This window comes from Qipengyuania sp. (assembly GCF_042095715.1).
GTDB lineage: Bacteria > Pseudomonadota > Alphaproteobacteria > Sphingomonadales > Sphingomonadaceae > Qipengyuania.
Genome location: NZ_JBELMO010000001.1, coordinates 69,551 through 89,294 on the forward strand (window position 1 = coordinate 69,551; position 19,744 = coordinate 89,294).

The following is a 19,744-nucleotide window of genomic DNA, read 5'->3' on the forward strand; positions in this document are numbered from 1 at the left end:
ATGGATGACAGCGCGCAAGCAACCAGACTGGTGGACGGGTGTGGCCGCCGCATAGATTACGTGCGGCTGTCGCTGACCGATCGCTGCAATTTGCGATGCCATTACTGCATGGCGGAGAGCATGACCTTCCTGCCGCGCCGCGATCTGTTGACGCTGGAGGAAATTGCCGAGTTGGCGCGCCACTTGGTCGGGCGGGGCGTGCGCACGATCCGGCTGACGGGGGGCGAGCCGTTGGTGCGACGCGGGTTCGGCAACCTGATTAAGGCGCTTGGCGCCTTGCAGTCCGAAGGGCTGGAAGAGCTGACGCTGACCACCAATGGCACGGCCTTGCCGAAATTTGCCGCGCAATTGGCGGAGGCTGGCGTGCGGCGGGTAAATGTCAGCCTCGATACGCTGGATGCGGAGCGCTTCTGTGCCATTACCCGCGGCGGAAAGATCGCAGAGGTTTTTGCCGGGATCGAAGCCGCGCGCGATGCGGGGCTGGCGGTGAAAATCAACATGGTGGCCCTTCGCGGCACCAACGATGGTGAATTCGCCCGGATGCTGGCGTGGTGCGGCGAGCGGGGGCTGGACCTGTCGCTTATCGAGACCATGCCGCTGGGCGAGATCGAGGGTCAGCGCGAGGACAGCTTCCTTTCGTTGACTGAGGCGCGCGCGGCCCTGGAGAGGCAGTTCACGCTGGTTCCTTCGCTGCATCGCACCGCCGGCCCGTCGCGCTATTGCGATGTAGTGGAGACGGGCACGCGCGTCGGCTTCATCACCCCGCTCAGCGCCAATTTCTGTTCGGCCTGCAACCGTATCCGGATCGCAGCGACGGGGACGGTGTATGGTTGTCTGGGCCATGACCAGCATGTCGAGCTGCGCGAGATCATGCGCAGCGGGCAGGACGGCGCGCTCGATGCGGCGCTCGATACCCTGTTGGCGGGCAAGCCGGCCCGGCACGATTTCGACATCGCCCGCGCCGAACCGGCGGTGGCGCGCCATATGAGCGTGACCGGCGGATGAGCTGGAACAGCTTCGGACGCGTGTTTCGCTTCACCACCTGGGGCGAGAGCCACGGGCCGGCGCTGGGCGCCGTGGTGGACGGGTGCCCTCCGGGCCTCGACTTGGCCGAGGGCGACATCCAGCCCTGGCTCGACGCACGCAAGCCGGGCCAGAACAAGTTCACCACCCAGCGCAAGGAACCCGACCAGGTGCGGATACTGTCCGGCGTGTTCGAAGGGCTGACCACCGGCACGCCGATCAGCCTGATGATCGAGAACACCGATCAGCGGTCGAAGGACTATTCCGAGATATCGCAGGCCTATCGTCCGGGCCATGCGGATTATGCCTATGACGCGAAATACGGGCTGCGCGACTACCGGGGCGGAGGGCGCAGCAGTGCGCGCGAAACGGCGGCACGGGTTGCGGCGGGTGCGGTGGCGCGGCTGGTCATACCCGAGGTGCGGATATTGGCCTATGTCGCCGAGATCGGCGGGGACGCGATCGATCCCGAATGCTTCGACGTGGACGAGATCGGCAAAAACCCGTTCTGGTGCCCGGACCCGGCGGCGGCCATGCGCTGGGAGGCCTTGGTGGACGATGCCCGTAAGGCCGGATCTTCGCTGGGCGCGGTGGTCGAATGCGTGGCGAGCGGCGTTCCGGCGGGCTGGGGTGCGCCGATCTACGCCAAACTCGATGCCGATCTGGCTGCGGGAATGATGGGCATCAACGCGGTCAAGGGCGTGGAGATCGGCGACGGTTTCGGCGCGGCGCGGCTTAGCGGGGAGCAGAACGCGGACCCGATGCGGCCGTCTGTTGGCGGTGAACCCGGCAATGGTCCCCGGTTCGAGGCGAACCACGCGGGCGGAATCGCAGGGGGTATCTCCACGGGTCAGCCGGTCGTATGCCGGGTTGCGTTCAAGCCGACGAGTTCGATCCTGACCCCCGTACCCAGCATCACCCGGGACGGTGAGGCGACCGAAGTGCGAACCAAGGGCCGCCATGATCCCTGCGTGGGCATTCGCGGCACGCCGGTGGTGGAAGCCATGATGGCGCTGGTGCTGGCCGACCACAAGCTGCTCCACCGCGCGCAATGCGGCTGAACGCCGACTAAGTTTGCACGGGGTCCTGCGTCGCATGGCTCCCCTGACTGGCGAGCTTCCCAGCCGAAACAATGGCTTGAACCATGTTGCACAGCGTTGGGAAACAGAAACACCCCATTCACGACGCGCAACTAGTTGCTCAAACTGCAACATCACAACGCCTTCCATTGCAATAAAAGAAAGTGTCGAGCCACTGATCGATTATTTCAATCTTAGCGTTCGCACAAAATCGCTTTTTTGCGTCGCAGCAGGACCTATCTGGGGTCGTGACAATTCAACCCACACAGATGGAGACACGACGCATGGGTATCATCGGAAGCCAGATCAAACCGTTCACCGCCACCGCCTTCCAGGCTGGCAAGGAATTCTTCGACGTCAGCGAAAAGGACATCGAAGGCAAGTGGGCGGTGTTCTTCTTCTATCCCGCCGATTTCACCTTCGTCTGCCCGACGGAGCTTGAGGACCTGGGCGAGAAATACGACATGCTCCAGGGCATGGGCGTCGAGGTATTCGGCGTTTCGACCGACACGCATTTCAGCCACAAGGCATGGCACGACACCTCGGACAAGATCGGCAAGCTGAAGTTCGCCTTCCTGGGCGATCAGCACCACACGCTGTCGAACAATTTCGGCGTGCTGCGCGATGGCGCCGGTCTGGCCGACCGTGCGACCTTCGTGGTCGATCCGGATGGCGTGATCCAGATCATGGAAATCACGTGCGAAGGCGTGGGCCGCAACGCGAACGAACTGACGCGCAAGATCAAGGCCGCACAGTATGTGCGCAACAATCCCGGCCAGGTCTGCCCGGCGGCGTGGGAAGAAGGCAGCGAGACGCTGGCTCCCTCGCTCGACCTCGTCGGCAAGCTCTGATCGCATAATCGCGCCCGCCCCCCAACCGCGGGCGCGACAAGAGCCCGAGCCCTGCTCGGGTCGCTGGAAGACCCGGGGTCACCTCCCCCCAACCTCAGGCCCCGGGTCTTTTTCCTTTCCGCCATCCCTATCCCGGAGTTTCCCCATGCTCGATGCCGCGATGAAGCAGCAGCTTTCGACCTATCTCGCCAATCTGCGCGAGCCGATCGAACTGGTCGCCTCGCTGGGCGATGACGACAAGTCGCGCCAGACACGCGAGCTGTTGACGCAGATCGCCGAACTGCACGAGCATGTCGGCGCAAGCTTCGACGGGACCGACGATCGCAAGCCCAGCTTCATTATCCGCCGCGCCAGCGATGCGGAAAAATGGGTCCGCTTCGCCGGGCTTCCCATGGGCCATGAATTCACCTCGCTCGTCCTGGCATTGCTCTGGGCGGGCGGCCATCCGCCCAAGGTCGATGCCGATCTGCTCGAGCAGGTCCGCGGGCTTGAGGGCGATTTCGCCTTCGAGATGTATTTCTCGCTCAGCTGCCACAATTGCCCCGACGTGGTGCAGGCGCTGACGCTGATGGCGCTGGAAAACCCACGCATTACCGCCACGCTGATCGAAGGCGGCACCTATCAGGAGGAGATCGAGGCGCGCGACGTGATGGCCGTGCCCGCCACCTTCCTGAACGGCGAGCCGTTCTACAACGGCAAGATGGAACTGGCCGAGATCCTGGCCAAGATCGACACCGGCGCCGATGCGAAGGCGGCCGAGAAATTGTCCGCGAAAGATCCTTTCGAGGTGCTGGTGATCGGCGGCGGGCCCGCCGGTGCCACCTCCGCGATCTATACCGCGCGCAAGGGTTTCAGCACCGGAATCGCGGCGGAGCGGTTCGGGGGCCAGCTGCACGATACGCTGGGGATCGAGAACCTGCCCGGCACCCCTTATACCGAGGGACCCAGGCTGGCGGGAGATCTGGAACGCCATGTCGGCGAATACGAAATCGACCTGATGAACCTCGCGCGCGCGGTGGAGCTCGTCCCCGCCAGAGAGAAGGGCGGCTTGCACGAGGTGAAGCTGGCCAACGGCGCCAGTCTCAAGTCGCGCAGCCTGATCCTTGCCACGGGTGCGCGCTGGCGCAACCTGGGCGTGCCGGGCGAAGCCGAATATCGCAACAAGGGCGTGGCGTACTGTCCGCACTGCGACGGGCCGCTGTTCAAGGGCAAGCGTATCGCGGTGATCGGCGGTGGCAATTCCGGCGTGGAAGCCGCCATCGACCTCGCCAAGATCGTGGGTCATGTGACCCTTGTCGAATTCGACACCCAGCTGCGCGCCGATGCCGTTCTTCAGACCAAGCTCAAGAGCATGGCGAATGTCGAAATCGTAACCAACGGCCAGACAACCGAGATCACGGGCGAAGGCGGCAAGGTCAACGGAATGATCGTCAAGGATCGCGCGTCCGGTGAAGAGCGCCGCATCGAGCTGGAAGGCGTGTTCGTCCAGATCGGCTTGGTGCCCAACACCGAGTGGCTGCAATCGAGCGGGCTGGAACTGTCCAGGCACGGCGAGATCGTGACCGACACGGAAGGTCGCACGAACCTTCCCGGCATTTTCGGCGCAGGCGATTCCACCGCGACACCGTATAAGCAGATCGTCGTGGCGATGGGCGAGGGATCGCGCGCAGGCCTTTCGGCCTTCGACTATCTGATCCGCACCGAACCGGCCGAAGCCATAGCGCAGGCGGCCTGACCCGAACGTACCGGTGCCCCCGAAGGGTCACCGGTACCGGTCGGTCAATCGGAATAGAAGGTGTAGGTCAGGGCCACGCCGCCCGAGTATTGGTCGCGCGATCCATAGACGCGCACGATGGGAGATTCCGCCGCATCCCCCACGAGACGATCGTATTTGGCATAGGCATATACGCCCCAGTGCCTGCCGAACTGGCGCGTAAATCCCGCGGTCGCGCCGACCGCCTGGATGCCGCCGCCCGCATTATAGACAGGAAGGCCCGCCGCCGCCGCATCCTCGGGGCGAACCGAGAAATAGGCATCCTGGAAGCTGTTGTCGGCGATCGTCAGGCGAGGGCCGATGGCGAATTCCTGCACCAATCCTTCGCGTAGGATATAATCGGCGCTCAGCAGCGAAATCAGCCCCTCATGCCCGGTCACGCCCTTGCGAACTTCCGCGCGCGCACGAAAGTTGTCGCCGAACTCCTGCTGCACGAATCCGCCGATCTCGACGGAAAAATCGACTTCGGGCAACAGCGTCCCGGTCTCCGTGTCTTCCCGCTTGCCCTCGAATCCCACAGATGGGCCGATGGAGAACCCGCCGGATCGGAACAGGGAAAAGCCGAAGCTTTCGTCAGGGGCTTCGAAGGTGAACGGCTCGTCTACCTTGGCACGGTCGAAGTTGAACAGCGGGGCAATGCTGACACCGTCGGACCCGGGGAAACTTGGCACCAGTTGCGGGCCGAGCGCGATGCGGGTTCGCTTCGTCTCGGTCGGTTCAGTGTCGTCGGCCTGGCTCCAGGCGACCACGGACAGGCAGAGATAGGCGGCGGACAAGCCGGCAGTGGCGAGGCGAATTGCAATCATCGAGAAGTCCCTTTTTTTCGCGTTCTATGCCAGCTCGGCCCGGCGCACAACAAAACTGCTCGCAGCAGGTCCGCGCGAACTGGCAATGCCCTGCCGACAAATCGCCTCAGTCAATCGAATACACCCATTCAATCGATTGGACGAATGACTGTTCGCAAGCCAAGGTGGTGGGGTAATCAACGGAAACCTTGCAGGAGAGCGAGACATGGACGCGAAGACAGGTTCGATTTCGGGCGGATGCCCCTTTACCGGCAATGGCGATATCCGAAGCCTTCTGGGCCGTCGCAATCGCGACTGGTGGCCCGACAGTCTCGATCTGGAAGTTCTCACTCAGGAAGGCCGCAAGGTCGATCCGATGGATGAGGATTACGATTACTGCGAAGCGTTCAACGCGCTCGACTACCAGGCATTGAAGGCCGACCTTACCGCCCTGATGACCGACAGCCAGGAATGGTGGCCGGCGGATTACGGACATTACGGCCCGTTCTTCATCCGCATGGCCTGGCACGCGGCGGGCACCTATCGCACCGGCGACGGTCGCGGCGGGGCGAGCAGCGGTCAGCAGCGCTTTGCGCCGCTCAACAGCTGGCCCGACAACGGCAATCTCGACAAGGCGCGCCGCCTCTTGTGGCCGATCAAGCAGAAATATGGAAAGAACATCAGTTGGGCCGATTTGTTCGTGCTCACCGGCAATGTCGCCATCGAAAGCATGGGCGGCCCGGTGTTCGGCTTCGGCGGGGGCCGGAAGGATGTGTTCGAGCCCGAGCACACCTATTGGGGCACCGAGGAACAGTGGGTGGATGAAGGCGTGGAGACGCGCATCATCCCCGACGAGGGCAAGGCGCTGGAAGACCCGCTCGCGGCGATCCAGATGGGCCTCATCTACGTCAATCCCGAAGGACCGGGCGGCAATCCCCACGATGCCGAGGGCATGGCGCGCGACATGCGCGAAACCTTCGCCCGCATGGCGATGAATGACGAGGAAACCGTCGCGCTGACCGCCGGGGGCCACGCCTTCGGCAAGGCGCATGGCGCGAAGCCCGCCGACACTTTCGGCAAGGCTCCCGAAGGCGAGAACCTGCACACCATGGGCTTCGGCTGGCTGACCGACCCCGAGGAGATCGGAAAGGGCCACATCACCACCAGTGGCATCGAAGGCGCGTGGACCAACACCCCCACCTCATGGGGCGGCGACTATTTCCGTCTGCTGTTCAAATACGATTATGAGCTCGTCCAGAGCCCGGCGGGTGCCAACCAGTGGCAACCGATCGATCAGGAAGAGGCGGACATGGCGCCCGACGCCCGGGACCCGAACAAGAAGGTCCCGACCATGATGACCACCGCTGACATGGCGCTGAAGCGGGATCCCGAATATCGCAAGATTTCGGAGCGCTTCCGTGACGATCAGGCGGCGCTGGACGATGCCTTCGCCCGCGCGTGGTTCAAGCTGACACACCGGGACATGGGGCCAAAGGTCCGCTATCTCGGTTCCGATGTCCCCAGCGAAGACCTGATCTGGCAGGATCCGATCCCTGCCGGGTCCAAGCCATCGGACAGTGCGGTGGCCGACTTCAAGGCAAAGGTTCTCGATAGCGGGCTGACCGTGTCCGAACTGGTCAAGGCGGCCTGGGCCTCGGCCTCCACCTACCGTCATTCGGATCATCGCGGCGGCGCCAATGGCGCGCATATCCGCTTCGACGCAATCAGGAACTGGAAGGTCAACGACCCGGAGGAACTCGGCAAGGTCCTGGCCAAGCTCGATGAACTGCGCGGCGACCTGTCGATGGCAGACGCCATCGTGCTGGCGGGCGCAGCGGCCGTCGAGAAGGCGGCGAAGGATGGCGGTTTCGACGTGAAGGTCGATGTCACCACCGGTCGCGGCGATGCCCGGCCCGAGGATTTCGATGCCGAAAGCTGGGAGCCGCTCGAACCCTTCGCGGACGGTTTCCGCAACTATCTCAAGACCAAGGCGAGCGTGAAGACGGAAGACATGCTGCTCGACCGGGCACACCTGCTCGGCCTGTCGGTACCGGAAATGACCGTGCTGGTCGGCGGCTTGCGCGCCTTGGGCGCGGTATCCACGCACACCACTCATGGCAATTCGATCGGCGTGTTCACCGATCGCCCCGGCGTGCTCAGCAACGACTGGTTCGTGAACCTGCTGCATATGGGCACCGTATGGGAAGTGGTCGACGAGAGCGGTGACGAGGAGTTCGTGGGCAAATGCCGCCTCAAGGGCCACGAAAAATGGCGCGCGACCCGCACGGATCTCGTTTTCGGCTCCAACTCGCAGCTTCGCGCCGTCTCCGAAGTCTATGCGGAAAACGGGCACGAGAAGAAATTCGCACGCGACTTCGTCAAGGCCTGGACCAAGGTGATGGACGCCGATCGCTTCGACCTGACCTACGCCAAATACCACTGATAAAGAGCCCGGTCCCCCGGGTCGCGAAGGAGGGGCCACGGCAGCGATGCCGTGGCCCTTTTTGCATGAGTGAGACAGTCGGGCTGCAATAAATGATGATTCGAAGGTCTCGGGTGGAACGGAGGCAGTAAGCGGTTCGTAGGGATAGCGTGGTTGCGCCGGCGGGGCGCACCGCTTTACCTGAAAGGATTCCCATGGCCGACGAATTCGAGCTTTCCGAGGGCGGCGCCAATCACCAGAAGCCGCTCGGCGACGACGATATCATGACGACGGCTCAGGGGGCCCCGGTGGCCGATGACCAGAACTGGTTGACGGCCGGACCGCGTGGACCCCAGCTTCTGGAGGATCACATTGCGCGAGAGAAGATCTTCCACTTCGATCACGAGCGCATTCCCGAACGTGTGGTCCACGCGCGCGGATACGGCGTTCACGGCCATTTCGAATTGAAGAAGGCGATCCCCGAGTACTCGCGCGCCGCGATCTTCAACGAAGAAGGGGTAAAGACCCCGACTTTTACGCGCTTTTCCACCGTGGCGGGCAACAAGGGTTCGCCCGATCTCGCGCGCGACGTGCGCGGTTTTGCCACCAAGTTCTATACCAATGAAGGCAATTGGGACCTGGTCGGCAACAATATCCCGGTCTTCTTCATCCAGGATGCTATCAAGTTTCCGGACCTCATCCATGCCGCGAAGCCCGCGCCGGATCGCGGTTTTCCTCAGGCCCAGACCGCCCACGACAACTTCTGGGACTTCGTTTCGCTGACCCCTGAATCCATGAACATGATCATGTGGATCATGTCCGACAGGACGATCCCGCGTTCGTTCCGCTTCATGGAAGGGTTCGGCGTGCACACCTTCCGTCTCGTGAACGCCGAAGGCAAAGCCAGCTTCGTCAAGTTTCACTGGAAGCCCAAGCTGGGGCTGCAATCGGTGATCTGGAATGAAGCGCTCAAGGTTAACGGTGCCGATCCCGATTTCCATCGCCGCGACATGTGGGATGCCATCGACGCAGGTGACTTCCCGCAATGGGACCTCGGCATCCAGGTCTTCGACGAGGAATTTGCTGAAAACTTCGAGTTCGATGTTCTCGACGCAACGAAGATCATCCCTGAAGAACAAGTGCCCGTAGAAATAATCGGAACCCTGACGCTGGATGCCAACGTCGACAATTTCTTCGCGGAAACCGAACAGGTGGCGTTCTGCACGCAAAACATAGTTCCCGGCATGGATTTCTCGGAGGATCCGCTGCTTCAGGGTCGCAATTTCTCGTATCTCGATACGCAGCTGAAGCGACTAGGCGGCCCCAACTTCACGCATATCCCCATCAATGCCCCCAAATGTCCCGTGCGTCATTTTCAGCAGGATGGGCACATGGCCATGACCAATCCCAAGGGTCGCGTGAATTACGAGCCGAACAGCTGGGGCGAAGGGACTGGTCAAGATCGAGGCCCCCGTGCGTGCCCGATGAATGGTTTCACAACCTACGAAGCCCCCGTGACCGGTGCCAAGGTGCGTCATCGCTCAGAGACCTTTGCCGATCACTACAGCCAGGCGCGCCAGTTCTACGTGTCTCAGACGCCGGTTGAACAGACGCATATGGCCAATGCACTGACCTTCGAACTTTCCAAGGTCGAACGAGTGGACATTCGCGAACGAATGGTCGGTCATTTGCTGCGCATCGACGAAGGTCTTGCGCAGGAAGTTGCCGATGGCCTCGGCATGGAATCACTCCCCGACAAGGTCCCGGCCGCGCGTGAGACGATCATGGATTTGAAGCCCAGCCCGGCGCTTTCGATCATCAAGAACGGTCCTGATTCGTTCAAAGGGCGCAAACTGGGCATCTATATCGCCGAGGGAGCGGACGCCGCGGTCGTCAAGGCTCTGAAGGATGCAGCAAAAGATGCTGGCGGGATGGCCGAAATCATTGCGCCACATGTCTCCGGTGCCAAACTTTCCGATGGCTCCATGATGAAAGCCGATCAGAAAATAGATGGCGGTCCGTCGGTGGTTTATGACGCCGTGGCGGTGGTGATGAGCGAGGCTTCGGCCAAACGTTACAACACCGACAAGCCGAGCATCGACTTCGTTAATGACGCCTTTGCCCATGCGAAGTTCGTGGCTTATGTCCCGGCGGTGCAACCGTTGTTCGAAACGGCGGGCGTCTGGAACTGGATGGACGATGGATTCGTCGACGTTTCCGACGGGAAAAACTCCGCGAAAAGCTTCATCGGTAAGTGCGGACAACTTCGCTTCTGGGATCGGGAGTCGGTCAAGCAGGACTGAAGACGATAGCGATACCGTGAGCTTGCCCCACTCAGGGCAAAAAGGCTCGCGCGACTAAAGACGGCAGGGCGTCGAGCCGGGTGATGACCCGCTCGGCGCCCGCTTCTTTCAGGCGCTCTGCGTGGCCCGGGCCGACATGGCTCGCGCCGGCAAACCCGATCACGCGCATCCCGGCCGCGACGCCGGCACGAACGCCGTTCTCGCTGTCTTCGATCACAATACATTCGGAAGGGCGCACACCCATCCGTTCGGCGGCGTAGAGAAAGATGTCCGGCGCCGGCTTACCATGGCGCACCGCATCCGCACTGAAGATCGCGTTTCCGAATAGACCGGCCAGACCGGTGATCTTCAGCTTCTGATGAAGCAGATATTCCGAACTGCTGGATGCCACGCAGCGTGGGCCGGTGATGGCTGCGACCGCGGTTTCGACGCCGGCAACGGGCTTCAATTCCGTTTCGCTCCGCCGGATGATTTCCGCCTTTACCCGCCTGTCGTAATCGCCGGGCAGGGGGCGCCCCAGATCCCGAGCCAGCTCGCGATACATGGCGCGGTCCGTCATCCCGAGGAAGCGCTCGTGCAGTTCGTCGTGCGAGATGTCGAGGCCGCACTCGCGTAGGGCCCGCACGTGGACATCCGTGACAAGCAGCTCGCTATCGACGAGGACCCCGTCGCAATCGAAAATGACAAGCATCAGGTTGCCTTCAAAGCCAACCGGCCTGCTTGAGTTCGGCGAGACGTGCGCGGGCGACAGGAGCCTCGAGCCCGCCTTCGAGTTGCAGGCGGACGTTTCGCCCGTCGCGCTTCACGCCCGTGACCGAATCGCGCGCGACCCACCAGCTGCGATGGACCTGTTCCCCCTCCAGGCTGTCCAGCTCGGCAACGGCATCGCGCATTCGCATCAGGACGAGTTCGCTTCCCAGCACGGTGTGCGCGCGCACGTAATGGTCCTCCATCTCCAGCGCGATCAGATCGCTGCCGATCGCGGTTCGAAGCCGGTAGATCAATTTTGCAGCTTTCGGACGGACAGTATCGTCACCGCGCACCGGCGACATCGTGGGGCACAAACGCCAGCTGGTGGGCACCTATCTGGGCGCCCTGCTGTTCGGCTGAGCGTTCAGCGGTCGCGCTTAAGGATCACGTAGAGCGCACCTTCGCCTCCGTGGCGGCGGTGCGCCTTGCGGATTGCCGCGATGGCGGAGGCATGGCGGCTGGCGGCCAGCCAGTCGAGCAGCTTGGCCCGGATCGCGCCGCGCTTCTCCGCACGGTCCGCGGCATGGGTCGGCCTTTCGCGCCCGGCGATGATCAGGATCACGCGCGCGCCTGTTTCGCGGGCGATGTCGATCCCGCCGAGCACCCGGTTGTAAGCCGCGTCCAGCGAGTGTTCGTGAAGGTCGAGCGTGAAATCCGGCGAAAGCGATCCCGCACGCAGCTTCCGCTCCCAGTGGCCATCCAGGCCCGAACGGTCCTGGCCGGAGCGGGGAGGGGGGGCGACCGGCGGCGACCGGACGGCCACGATCTGCTTCGGGGCGGATTTGACAGGCACAGGGCGATCCAGCAGCGCCGCGCGTGAGGGCGCTGGCTTTGCGGCGCTTGCCCCATCTTCGCGCTGCGCCTTGGCCCCACTGCTCGGAGAATTATGCAGAGGCGTAACGCTCGCGGCGACCCGGGCCCAGGCGTCCGATTCTTCGTCACTCAGGCCGCGCGGCGGCCTCATTGCGTCAGCAGGCGCGCGGGCACTCCCTTGGGCAGCAGCACCAGCGCATCGCCCCGCGCGGTCATGCCTCCGGCGATACGCCGCGCGTCCTCGCCATTGCCCCAGAAGGTATCGAACCTGTTGGCCCCCTTGATCGCGCCGCCCGTGTCCTGCGCGATCCACAGCCCATCCGCCTCGGCGCGGTCGACATCCAGCCAGACGGGCGCGCCAAGCGGCGTAAACGCCGGATCGGCGGCAACCGATGCGCGGGCGCGAACTGGCACGTTCAGCGCGCCATAGGGGCCATCGCCCACGACCTCGCGGAAGAAGATCCAGCTCTGGTTGCGATTCATCAGCGCCGCCCCTTCGACCGGATGCTCGCGAATATATTGCATCAGACCCTGCATGGAGCCGGGATACTGGCCTGGCCCATCGCCCAGTAAACCCTGTTCACGCATGACCGCGCCGATCGCGGTGTAGCCCCGGCCATTCTGCCCGGCGTACCCGATTCGCATGATGCCGCCGTCGGGCAGGCGGAGCAGCCCGGAGCCCTGAATTTGCAGGAAGAAGAATTCCACCGGGTCCGCGGCCCAGGCAATCACCGGCGCGCGGCCATCGGCGGCGGGGGGTGGGTAATCGACCCCGTCCCGATAAACGAGCGGCGTGTTGGAAGGCAGCAGCGATCCGGCCACGATCTCGGCCCGATCGTCGTAGGGTTTGAAGCCGTCTGCGGTCATCTTGCCCAGCGGAGCGCGGCCATCCCCGGTCCAGTTGGGATCGCGGATCAGATCCCCCGGCATGGCGAACACGGGTTGATCGTATCCGACGCGCCGTTCGCGCGATCCGCGAATTTCGGGTTCGTAATAGCCGGTGAGGAAGGCCTTGCCGTCGGCGATCCTTACGGTTTCGAATCGGTCACGGAAGAACGCGAGCGCATTGCCCGGTGCGATCGTGGTCGCGGCCTCGCAGACCCCGCGCCAGTCTTCCGCTCTCGTCAATTCGCTGTCGTCCTCGCGCGCGAGCAGCTTGGGGCAGGATTCCACGAAGGATCGGAGTGCCCGGTCGGCCTGCGCCTCGCTGATCGCAAGGCTCGCAACATCGGGACCACGCGAGATACGTGGCGGCAATTGCGCCTCGGGCGGGGATGGGGGCGCCGTGCCGGGGCCATGCCCCCCGGGAACGGCCGCGCAGGCGGACAGCGCCAGAGCGCCCAGGATGGCAGCGAAAAAGCGCATGTCCCGAGCCTTCCCGGATAGAATGAGCGTCAGCCCTCGTCGGTTTCGTCGAGTTTCCAGTCCGGCGCGCTCGAATCGACATGGCGCATGAACGTCCAAATGTCGCGGCTTTCGATCGCATCGTCGAGCGATCCGGCGACGACGTTGCCATCCTTGTCGCGGGTGACAGCGGCGATATCGGCCACGAACAGCACCGCGATTCGCGCGATGCGTCCGTCCAGTTCCGCGCTCTTGATCGCGGCGTCTTCGATCCGGATCAGGCGGTTGTCCATCGTCTCGCCAGCGGCTTCGCGCTCTTCGATGGCTGCGGCAAACTGCGCATATACGTCATCGTCGCACAATTCGCGCAGCGCCTCATGATCGCCCTTCCAGAATGCTTCGAGCACCATGCCGTAGGCGGACTTGGCGCCTTCCAGGAAGGCGATGATGTCGAATCGGGGATCGGCCTGGGCAATGGCGCGCACACCCGCCTCGTTCGGAAGCGCGGCATCGCGGCGCTTGAGAATATCGTGCGGCAGCATGGCGGGCTTGGCCGCGGGGCGTTCGGCGCCAGGCTCTTCGGCGCGTTCGAATCGGGAAGGGATCGCTTCTTCCTCGTGTTCGGCACGGCGGCCCAGCACGGCGAACAGACGCAGGCCGAGAAATGCGGCCACCATGGCGAGAATTACGATTTCGAGGATCACGCTGTCAGCTTGCTCCTGAGCGCGACATGACGCGCCCTTTAGGGGGTTTGGTCTCTAATGCCCTAGATAGGCATCGATTTCAAACGAACAACAGTGTGGGGAGATTGCCCCCGCTTTCTGCCGGTGCTACGCGCGCCGTTCGTTTCAAGGGCGCTCATGCCAGCGCCCCTCCCGATACCGCAACCGAAAGCGACAGATCCCATGGCCGACGAAGGCGACATTCTCACTGACATCAATCTCGATCCTGCAGCGGGTGGCAACGGCGCGGACAATGGTCCTGTCGCTGGCCTTATCGCGCAGTATATCAAGGATCTTTCGGTCGAAAACCCGAATGCGCCCACCTGCTATCAGTGGACCGACCAGCCGAATGTCGACGTGCAGTTCAACATCGCCGCCACGCCGGTAAATGACGAAGTGCACGAGGTTGAGCTGAAGATCACGGCCGGCGCCAAGATGCCGCAGGGCAATCTCTATCTGGTAGAGCTGAGCTACGGCGGCCTCGTCGGCCTGCGCAACATGCCAGAACAGCACAGCCACGCCTTCCTCTATGCCGAAGCGCCGCGCCTGCTGTTCCCGTTCGCCCGCCGCGTGATTGCCGATGCAACGCGCGATGCCGGCTTCGCGCCGCTGATGCTGGATCCGATGGATTTCGGCGCGCTTTACCAGCAGCAGATGGCCGCCCGCCAGCAGCAGGGCGAAGGCGAATCGCCCGCGCCGGGTTCGATGAACTGAACCAGGCCCGCACGGCCGGCCCCCGGTTGAGCGCCCCATGAGCAGTCTGGTCCGCAGCGTCGGAACGATCGGCGGGCTGACAGCGGTCAGCCGCGTGTTCGGATTCGCGCGCGACATGCTGCTCGCGCGCGTGCTCGGCGCGGGGCTGGCGGCGGACGCCTGGCAACTCGCCTTTACGCTGCCCAACACCTTCCGCCGTCTGTTCGCGGAAGGGGCGTTCAGCGTCGCCTTCGTGCCGATGTACACGCGCCGGCTCCACGCCGAAGACGGGGGGGAGGAGGCTGCGGACCGCTTCGCCAACGATGTATTGGCGATCTTCGTGTGGGTCCTGCTTGGTTTTTCCGCGCTCGCCATGCTGGTGATGCCCGGCATCGTCTGGCTGCTGGCGCGCGAATATCAGGATGTGCCGGGCAAGTTCGAATTGTCCGTCAACCTCAGCCAAATCACCTTCCCTTATCTAGCGCTGGTCAGCCTGGTCGCGATGCTGTCGGGCGTGCTCAATGCGCGCAGCAAGTTCGCGCCCGGCGCTTTTGTGCCCGTGCTGCTGAATATCGTTTTGATCCTGGGCATCCTGACGGGTGCCTATCTGCGCGACAATGCGGGCGGCAGCGATGTGACGGTCGCCTATGCGCAGGCCATAGCGCTGGCGGCGGCCGGGGTGGCCCAGCTGGCATACATGTGGTGGGCCACGCAGCGCGTCGGCGTGAAGCTGAAGGTCACGCTCCCAACCATCACACCCGAAGTGAAGCGGTTGGGCATGCTGATCCTGCCGGCCACCTTCGGTGCCGGAATTTACCAGATCAGCCAGCTGGTCGACACCTTCTTCGCGACCAGCCTGCCGCAGGGCTCGCTGACGCTGCTCAAGATGGCGGACCGTTTGAACCAGATGCCGCTGGGCATCTTCGGCATCGCACTGGGCACCGCTATCCTGCCGATGCTTGCCCGCCATATCCAGTCGGGCGACGACCGGGAGGCGCAGCGGCTCCAGGGCAATGCGATAGAGATCGCCATGCTGCTGTGTCTTCCCGCGGCGGTGGCGCTGGGTATCTGTGCCGAAGCGTTCACCACCGGTATTTTCCAGGGCGGCAAGATGACGCTGGCCGATACGCTCATCATGGGCGATATCGTGATCGCGCTGGTGGCGGGGCTGCCGGCCTATGTGCTGATCAAGGTATTCCAGCCCGCCTTTTTCAGCCGCGAGGATACGCGGACCCCGGTGTGGGTGGCGGCAGGGGCGTTGACCATCAACATCGCGATCAATTTCTATGTCGTGCCGCGTTACGGCATCGTGGGCCTCGCGGCCGCGACGGCATTCACCGCCTGGCTGAATGTGACGAGCCTCTACGTCATTCTGCAGATTCGCGGCTGGTTCCGGATGACGGCCCGGCTCGCCGGAAAGGTACTGCGCCAGCTCGCCGCGACCGCGGTGATGGCAGCCGTGCTGGTCTGGCTCACACCCCTGCTTGCACCCTGGTGGCAGGGGAGCGCGGGTCCTCGCATCGCGGCGCTGGGAATACTGGTGCTATCGGGCGCGGTTGCCTTCTTTGCGTCGGCTATGCTGTTCGGTGCGCTCGACAAGGACCTGCTTGCCCAGCTACGCCGCCGCCGACCGGCTCGCCCGGTCGATCTGGCAGAATAAAGTAACGGATCTATCATGCGCGTCGTCTCCGGCATTCAGCCTACCGGCAACCCCCATCTCGGCAATTACCTCGGCGCCATCCGCAACTATGTGAAGATGGAAGGCGATGCGATCGCTGCCGGGGGGGAGAACCTGATCTTCATCGCCGATCTTCACGCGATTTCCATGCCGCACAAACCAGCGGATCTGCGCGCCTCCACGCTGGAGCTCGTGGCGATGCTGGTCGCGGCGGGGCTCGATACGAACCGCACCATCCTCTTCAATCAGGCGCAGGTCGCCGCCCATGCCGAGCTGCAATGGCTGCTGAACGGCACCGCGCGGATGGGCTGGCTGAACCGGATGACGCAGTTCAAGGACAAGTCGGGCAAGAACCGCGAAGGCGCCAGCATCGCGCTGTTCACCTACCCGGTGCTGCAGGCGGCGGACGTGCTGCTCTATCAGGCGACCCATGTTCCGGTAGGCGAGGATCAGAAGCAGCATCTGGAGCTGGCGCGGGACATCGCGCAGAAGTTCAACAATGATTTCGCGAGCGAAGACGCGCCCGTCTTCACCCTGCCGGAACCGATCATCCCGCCGGAAGCGGCCCGGATCATGAGCCTGCGCGACGGTGGGGCGAAGATGAGCAAGTCCGATCCCAGCGAGATGAGCCGGATCGAGCTGCGCGACGATGCCGACACGATCATGAAGAAAATCAAGAAGGCAAAGACCGATCCCGAACCGCTGCCGAGCGAGGCGGCCGGGCTGGAGGGGCGCCCCGAAGCGCTCAATCTGGTGACGATCTATGCAGCGCTGGCCGAAACCAGCACCGACGCGGTCCTGTCCCAATTCGGCGGCCAGGGGTTCGGCACCTTCAAACCCGCGCTGGGCGAGTTGATGGTGGAAGTGCTGGCGCCCATTACCGCGCGTTTCCGCGAACTGCGCGAAGATCGCCAGTCGCTCGATGCCATTCTCGCCAGCGGCGCCGCACGAGCACGCGAAATCGGGCGCCCGACGCTGGACGCCGCTTACGAGGCTCTCGGTCTTGTCCGCTGACAAGCGAGACGAGGCGCTGATCGCGGCGGCCCGCGCGGCGGCCGATCGCAGCTATTCGCCCTATTCGAACTTCCCCGTCGGCGCGGCGCTGCGCTTCGATGACGGGACCGTGGTGACCGGCACCAACATAGAGAACGCCAGCTATGGCCTGGCACTTTGTGCAGAGACGGTGGCGGTGTCCAGGGCGATGGCGGAAGGGCGGCGCGGCGGGCTGGAGGCGGTCGCGGTGACGGGACCCGGCGCGCATCCCATCACTCCCTGCGGCCGTTGTCGGCAGGTGCTCAACGAACTGGCGCAGCTCGGCAGCACCGATCCCGATATCCTGTGTGTCGGTCCGGGCGAAGTGCGCCGGGTCAAATTGTCCGCGCTGCTGCCCGCAGCCTTCGGTCCGGCCAGCCTCGACTGATGCGGCGGCGCACCGTCCTGGGCGGGTTGGGCGCCCTTACCGCGCAATTCGCTGCCTCTCCCGCATGGCCGCGCTTGCATGACAAGCCGCCACGCCTGCGCGAAGGGGATACGGTCGCGCTGGTTTCACCGGCCAGCGCCGCCGACGCGGAAGAGGGCGTTGGGCGCGCCGAATATTATATCCGTGGGATGGGGCTGGTGCCCAAAACCGGCGCCAATGCGGCTGGCAGCTTCGGCTATCTGGCGGGAACCGATGCGCAGCGCGCCGCGGATATCAATGCCGCCTATGCCGATCCGGAAGTGCGCGCGGTCTTCGCGGTGCGGGGCGGCTGGGGCGGCGCGCGCATCCTGCCGCTGCTGGATTGGGACACCATCCGAGCAAACCCGAAATTGCTGATCGGTTTTTCCGACGTGACCGCACTGCACCTCGCCTTCGCGAAGCAGGCCGGTTTTTCGACCATCCATGGGCCCAACGGCACGGGGAGCTGGCGCAAGGAAAGCTGGGAAAGCCTGTGGCGGCTGGCCTTCGCCGCCGACACCCCGGTTCTGGGTGGAATGGACGTGGAAACCGTGACCGAACGCCCTGCGCGAACCGTCACCGGGGGCAGGGCGACGGGGCGGCTGCTCGGCGGCAATCTTACCGTGCTCAGCACGTTGATGGGCACCGGCTGGCTGCCCGATTTCACGGATGCGATCCTGTTTCTGGAGGATGTGAACGAGGCGGAATACCGTGTCGATCGCATGTTCCAGCAATTGAGGCTGGCGGGCGTGCTCGATGGTCTGGCAGGCGTGGTCTTCGGCCAGTGCAGCCGCTGCGCCACGCAGGATCCGGATTATGCCGGCTTTACCGTCGATCAGCTCGTGGACCAGTATCTCGGTCCGCTCGGCATCCCGGCTGTAACGGGTTTCGATACCGGTCATATCGCGAACCAGCTCAGCCTGCCCAGCGGCGCCGCTGTCGAGCTGGACGCGGATGCCCGCACCATCCGCTTGCTCGAACCCATCGTCGCCTGAGGATCAGGCCGCCAGGCTCTCGTTGGATAAGCCCGGCAATTGCTCCAGCGCCGGACGCGCGTACCAGAAGCCCTGGTGATAACGGACGCCCAGCTCGCGCAGGGTCGTGGCCTCCGCTTCGGTCTCGATCCCCTCGGCCACGATGCGGGTATCCAGCTGCTGGCCCAAGGCGGCCATGCTGGCAATAATTGCGCGGCGGCGGGGATCTCTATCGATTCCGCCCAGCAGCTGCCGGTCGAGCTTGATCACGTCCGGGACGAGCACCGCCAGCCGGTCGAGGCCCGAGTAACTGCTCCCGAAATCGTCCAGCGCCACTGTAAAGCCGAATTTTTTGTAGGTGGTGATGATGTCGGCGACATGCTCGGGAGAGGCCATCTCCTCGTTCTCGGTGAACTCGAAAACCAGCCGTTCGAGTGGAAGCGCTTGCGCGCGCGCAGTTTTCAGCGTGAGCTGAATGCAGGCCATCGGCGAATAGACCGCATTGGGCAGGAAGTTGATCGACAGCTTCGCCTCGGTTTGCAGCAAGCCCGCAGCCACCGCCTTCTCGATCGCCTTGACGCGGCAAGCCTGATCGAAGGCATAGCGATTCTGATCGTTCACCAAGGACAGGATCTTGTCCGCGCTCTCGCCATTCGAACCGCGCACCAGCGCTTCATAGGCGTAGATATGGCCGGTTTCGGTGTCGACGATGGGTTGGAACGCCATGGTAAAGGGCGCGGCGAAGGCAGCCCCGTCACGACATCCCTGGCAGGAATTGGCGGTCATAACCGACCGGATACCCGATTTTCGCTAAAAATGCGATAACGTCCTGATTGCCATACGTTCGGGCAGTTCGCGATCCGGTTGCGGACGCTAGGTCTTCGATCAGGTGGCCCGCAGAACGAAGTTGATTTCTCCGTCAGCCAGAGTGGACATTTCGTAGGACCACGCGTTAGCATCCATGAACGAACATGTCACAGCCGGGCAGTGGACACCCAATCGCTCTTCAATTTCATCTAGAAAGTCGTCTTTGCATTCATCAGACATTTTAAGTCGCACGCCGTAGGTGAAGTCAGGTTCGTGATCATAGTCACC

At 63.5% G+C, this 19,744-nt stretch carries 18 protein-coding genes; 11 read left to right on the forward strand and 7 right to left on the reverse strand.

Translation table 11 applies throughout. The features are described from left to right. From moaA to ahpF, 4 genes are all read left to right on the forward strand, one after another. Positions 1-1,005 carry a GTP 3',8-cyclase MoaA gene (moaA, locus tag ACFDTG_RS00355; protein WP_375289085.1) on the forward strand — a complete coding sequence of 335 codons (1,005 nt, stop codon included), beginning with the start codon at positions 1-3 and terminating at the stop codon, positions 1,003-1,005. Further along, positions 1,002-2,084, forward strand: a complete 1,083-nt coding sequence (gene aroC, locus ACFDTG_RS00360) for a chorismate synthase (protein WP_375289086.1) — start codon at positions 1,002-1,004, stop codon at positions 2,082-2,084. The genes moaA and aroC overlap by 4 nt, the downstream gene beginning before the upstream one ends. Before the next feature lie 302 nt (positions 2,085-2,386). Further along, the gene (gene ahpC / locus ACFDTG_RS00365) at positions 2,387-2,953 is read left to right on the forward strand and encodes an alkyl hydroperoxide reductase subunit C (protein ID WP_375289087.1); all 567 of its coding nucleotides are present in this window, start codon (positions 2,387-2,389) and stop codon (positions 2,951-2,953) included. A 145-nt stretch (positions 2,954-3,098) separates the two neighbouring features. After that, positions 3,099-4,688 (forward strand): alkyl hydroperoxide reductase subunit F, encoded by a 1,590-nt coding sequence (ahpF, locus tag ACFDTG_RS00370; protein ID WP_375289088.1) that lies wholly within the window; start codon positions 3,099-3,101, stop codon positions 4,686-4,688. 44 nt (positions 4,689-4,732) lie between these two features. Here the strand turns inward: ahpF and ACFDTG_RS00375 are convergent, their stop codons facing one another. Beyond that, positions 4,733-5,533, reverse strand: a complete 801-nt coding sequence (locus tag ACFDTG_RS00375; protein ID WP_375289089.1) for a MipA/OmpV family protein — start codon at positions 5,531-5,533, stop codon at positions 4,733-4,735. A gap of 205 nt (positions 5,534-5,738) precedes the next feature. Here ACFDTG_RS00375 and katG point away from each other — a divergent pair, with 205 nt between their 5' ends. Together katG and ACFDTG_RS00385 are read left to right on the forward strand one after the other, a co-directional pair. Beyond that, positions 5,739-7,955 carry a catalase/peroxidase HPI gene (gene katG / locus ACFDTG_RS00380; protein ID WP_375289090.1) on the forward strand — a complete coding sequence of 739 codons (2,217 nt, stop codon included), beginning with the start codon at positions 5,739-5,741 and terminating at the stop codon, positions 7,953-7,955. Between the two features lie 194 nt (positions 7,956-8,149). Further along, a complete protein-coding gene (locus ACFDTG_RS00385; RefSeq protein WP_375289092.1) occupies positions 8,150-10,237 on the forward strand; it encodes a catalase in 2,088 nt (695 codons plus the stop codon). A 31-nt stretch (positions 10,238-10,268) separates the two neighbouring features. Here the strand turns inward: ACFDTG_RS00385 and ACFDTG_RS00390 are convergent, their stop codons facing one another. The 5 genes from ACFDTG_RS00390 to ACFDTG_RS00410 all read right to left on the reverse strand — a co-directional run bounded on the left by ACFDTG_RS00390 (position 10,269) and on the right by ACFDTG_RS00410 (position 13,848). Then, on the reverse strand, positions 10,269-10,928 hold the full coding sequence (locus tag ACFDTG_RS00390; protein ID WP_375289093.1) for an HAD family hydrolase: 660 nt from the start codon (positions 10,926-10,928) through the stop codon (positions 10,269-10,271). A 10-nt stretch (positions 10,929-10,938) separates the two neighbouring features. Next, entirely contained in the window at positions 10,939-11,289 is a 351-nt protein-coding gene (locus ACFDTG_RS00395; protein WP_375289094.1) for a LytTR family DNA-binding domain-containing protein, read from the reverse strand. Positions 11,290-11,351: 62 nt separating this feature from the next. After that, a complete protein-coding gene (locus ACFDTG_RS00400) occupies positions 11,352-11,780 on the reverse strand; it encodes a Smr/MutS family protein (RefSeq protein WP_375289095.1) in 429 nt (142 codons plus the stop codon). A 167-nt stretch (positions 11,781-11,947) separates the two neighbouring features. Beyond that, the gene (locus ACFDTG_RS00405) at positions 11,948-13,165 is read right to left on the reverse strand and encodes a murein transglycosylase A (RefSeq protein WP_375289097.1); all 1,218 of its coding nucleotides are present in this window, start codon (positions 13,163-13,165) and stop codon (positions 11,948-11,950) included. Between the two features lie 29 nt (positions 13,166-13,194). Beyond that, positions 13,195-13,848 carry a Tim44/TimA family putative adaptor protein gene (locus ACFDTG_RS00410; protein ID WP_375289098.1) on the reverse strand — a complete coding sequence of 218 codons (654 nt, stop codon included), beginning with the start codon at positions 13,846-13,848 and terminating at the stop codon, positions 13,195-13,197. Between the two features lie 201 nt (positions 13,849-14,049). Here ACFDTG_RS00410 and secB point away from each other — a divergent pair, with 201 nt between their 5' ends. Genes secB through ACFDTG_RS00435 form a run of 5 tightly spaced genes read left to right on the forward strand, consistent with a single transcriptional unit; the run spans position 14,050 to position 18,670 of the window. Continuing rightward, positions 14,050-14,580: a protein-export chaperone SecB gene (gene secB, locus ACFDTG_RS00415; protein ID WP_375289099.1), complete on the forward strand. Its 531-nt coding sequence runs from the start codon at positions 14,050-14,052 to the stop codon at positions 14,578-14,580. A gap of 37 nt (positions 14,581-14,617) precedes the next feature. Beyond that, positions 14,618-16,219 carry a murein biosynthesis integral membrane protein MurJ gene (gene murJ / locus ACFDTG_RS00420; protein WP_375289100.1) on the forward strand — a complete coding sequence of 534 codons (1,602 nt, stop codon included), beginning with the start codon at positions 14,618-14,620 and terminating at the stop codon, positions 16,217-16,219. A gap of 15 nt (positions 16,220-16,234) precedes the next feature. Then, on the forward strand, positions 16,235-17,251 hold the full coding sequence (gene trpS, locus ACFDTG_RS00425) for a tryptophan--tRNA ligase (RefSeq protein WP_375289101.1): 1,017 nt from the start codon (positions 16,235-16,237) through the stop codon (positions 17,249-17,251). Beyond that, positions 17,241-17,657, forward strand: coding sequence for a cytidine deaminase (locus tag ACFDTG_RS00430; RefSeq protein WP_375289102.1), 417 nt, complete (start codon positions 17,241-17,243; stop codon positions 17,655-17,657). Before trpS ends, ACFDTG_RS00430 begins: the two co-directional genes overlap by 11 nt. Beyond that, positions 17,657-18,670 carry an LD-carboxypeptidase gene (locus tag ACFDTG_RS00435; RefSeq protein WP_375289103.1) on the forward strand — a complete coding sequence of 338 codons (1,014 nt, stop codon included), beginning with the start codon at positions 17,657-17,659 and terminating at the stop codon, positions 18,668-18,670. Before ACFDTG_RS00430 ends, ACFDTG_RS00435 begins: the two co-directional genes overlap by 1 nt. Before the next feature lie 3 nt (positions 18,671-18,673). On the opposite strand, the gene ACFDTG_RS00440 is transcribed toward ACFDTG_RS00435, so the two are convergent. Further along, positions 18,674-19,435 carry an EAL domain-containing protein gene (locus ACFDTG_RS00440; protein WP_375289104.1) on the reverse strand — a complete coding sequence of 254 codons (762 nt, stop codon included), beginning with the start codon at positions 19,433-19,435 and terminating at the stop codon, positions 18,674-18,676. Positions 19,436-19,744 lie beyond the last annotated feature (309 nt).